This window comes from Methanobrevibacter sp. (genome assembly GCF_045220775.1).
Taxonomy (GTDB): domain Archaea; phylum Methanobacteriota; class Methanobacteria; order Methanobacteriales; family Methanobacteriaceae; genus Methanocatella.
The window spans coordinates 1-2,498 of the sequence record NZ_JBGUWC010000118.1 but is presented as its reverse complement, the minus strand read 5'-3'; the positions used below and the strand labels follow the sequence as shown (position 1 = coordinate 2,498).

Below are 2,498 nucleotides of genomic sequence, written 5' to 3'. Positions count from 1 at the left end.
CAACCTGAGAAGTACCTGGATAAATTTGTACCATAATTATGCATCTCCTAATGCTAATTTAACTTTTCTAATAATTTCATCTAATTTTTCTTGTGAAATTGTTTGACCTCGGATAACCCCTGTAACAACATCATCAATAGTACCAATAGTTTTTATGTTTTCCTCGCTTGGCATGACTTTTGAAGTTTTTACTCCAATTTTAGCAAAATCTTCACAGTCTACTGGTGATTCACATATGATAATACAGTGTTTATTAACATTCCTTAGAATTAATCTTGCTTTGTAAATTAAATGATTTGCAACTCCTCCTAAGTGAATTACAAGTAATTTAAAATTACCTAACTGTTCCACTTCTTTATCAGTAAGTCCAAATAAGGTACCTCCTGAAGCAGGAGCATCACTAGGAACACCAGCACCGGCATTTAAAACCATAGTACTTGTTAAAACATTCGCTTCACGTAAACCGAAAGTAATTTCGCAAACTGGCTTAGTAATGTGTCTACGTCCAGGAGACATAGCAACTGCACATACGTCAGCACCACATTCAGCAAAAGTCCCTCTTTGAGCAAGACTTCCGCCTTTTCCCATACCACTTGCTTCTCTACAATCAACTACGTGAGTACAACGTCCTATCATATTAATCTAGTCATCCTTTTTAATAATATTCACATGGTCGTCAAATGTTGAATATTGATCTGTCATCCCAATTAATTCATCAGGAATATCATTATCCCCATATTTAATCCTATCAGTAACGGTTTTTTGTTTTCTGATATAATTAGATCTGTCTTGATTGATATCAAAACCAAACGGAATATTTTTTTCGCAGATTTTTTCGACTTCATCAATTGTAGATTCCATTGTTATTTCAAGGAATATTCTAGCTGTCTTAACTTGTAAAACAACTTTTTCACCATTGACAGTGATTACTCTACGTTCCTGATATTGTGGAGGTAAAGTTGCTTCACCTTTTGGAAATCTAGGTCCGTGGATAACAGTCCTTCTTACATCTTCAAGAGATTCTAAGTCATTTAACAACTTTTCAGTTGTGTCGCTTCCAAGAACCCTGTAAGGAAATATCTCAATATCCATGTTTCAACCTTCAAATTAGATATGTTTAAATTAATTAGATGTCACCTTTAATTTCATCAGCTGCGGCAGCAACTGCTTTAATAGGTTCTCTGAATTCATCAATTTGACTGTATACTTCTTTAATTAAACCAGAAGTTGCTTCTGGTGAAAAGAGTTGTGTTCCTGCATCTAAGGACATAGCAGCAGCTACACAAGGGATACAGAATCCTTTACTGTGTCTAGTTACAACGTGGTTTCCGTTAAAGAGACCAGGACCTCCACCACCGTAAATGGAGTGACTGAAGAAGGAGAATCCTACAGCTACACCTTCTGCTCTACCGTAGTCGAGACCAGGTAAACCAGTAGCGAATTCGAGGTTGTCGTTGAAGTATAATAAAGTAGATGGAATACCTTGAGCAGCACGAGCAGCACCTACGTTAACCATAGTTGCAGCTACAGCACCTGCAGCAGCATATGCGTTCCATTTAGCTGCGTCATCAGTGTTGTAAATAGCGAAGTCAGTTAATTGTTCACCAGGAGCAATTACACCATCTGCTTCAGCACGTGCAATAGTTGCTTGTACAATACTACCAACAGTACCTTCAGCTGCATTTTCTTTTACTAAGTCATATACCATGTTATCAGCGTTTAAACCTTGGTAAGCTAAACCTAATAAGTGTAATCTTTCAAATGAACCTAAAGCATCAGCCATTTCAAACATAGCAGTTTGTTCAAAAATAGCAGCTAATGCGGTAGCTTGGAAAGTATTTTTTAATGTAGCAGCAGCGAAGTCGTTTGCTTTAACATTTCTTAAACCGTAACCTGCACCTTCAAGTTTTTGTGGAATGTCTAACATGGTTGCAATGTTAGATCCTTTGTAGTCTACAGATTGTGGGTATCTACCTAATACTGCACCTTTTAAGAAGTTAGCATCATAAATGCTTACGTCACAAACGTCAATAACAGATTGTACTAAAGCGGATGCAGTGGATAATGGAGCTGTAGAGTATTCAGCAGCAACATCAATTCTTCTAGTTGGTACTTGTACTAATAACCTTTTTCCTCCAGAAATAGGTGTTACAACAGTATCATCATCTTCAGAAATTTGGATAATTCCTTTCATTTTTTCTGCGATTGCTTCTGCGTTATCAACAATAGCGAGATCTAATTCTCTTCCTAAAATTCTAGATTTGTCTCCACCAACAGCACCGGTTTTAACGGATTTTTCGAGTCCTTCTAAGTTTACTGCAACGGTTCTTTTAACACCTTTAACAATTTTTTGGATTGCAGGGTTCCTAAGTGGACTTATAGCTTCGATTGGTACGTCAGATGCAATTTCATTGCCTCTATCATCGAATAAATCGATTTTATCATCAAACTTTGCCATTTTTTCCCTCCTAAATAAATAGAGTTTAACTAATATACCA

The 2,498-nt window shown here is 36.7% G+C and carries 3 protein-coding genes; all 3 read right to left on the bottom strand.

Annotated elements, in window-relative coordinates; genetic code table 11:
- Nucleotides 1-36 precede the first annotated feature (36 nt).
- Genes mcrC through mcrB form a run of 3 tightly spaced genes read right to left on the bottom strand, consistent with a single transcriptional unit; the run spans nucleotide 37 to nucleotide 2,458 of the window.
- Entirely contained in the window at nucleotides 37-636 is a 600-nt protein-coding gene (gene mcrC / locus ACJROP_RS07930; RefSeq protein WP_406534932.1) for a methyl-coenzyme M reductase I operon protein C, read from the bottom strand.
- 6 nt (nucleotides 637-642) lie between these two features.
- Entirely contained in the window at nucleotides 643-1,092 is a 450-nt protein-coding gene (mcrD, locus tag ACJROP_RS07925) for a methyl-coenzyme M reductase operon protein D (RefSeq protein WP_406534931.1), read from the bottom strand.
- Nucleotides 1,093-1,126: 34 nt separating this feature from the next.
- Nucleotides 1,127-2,458, bottom strand: coding sequence for a coenzyme-B sulfoethylthiotransferase subunit beta (gene mcrB / locus ACJROP_RS07920; RefSeq protein WP_406534930.1), 1,332 nt, complete (start codon nucleotides 2,456-2,458; stop codon nucleotides 1,127-1,129).
- Nucleotides 2,459-2,498: the final 40 nt, after the last annotated feature.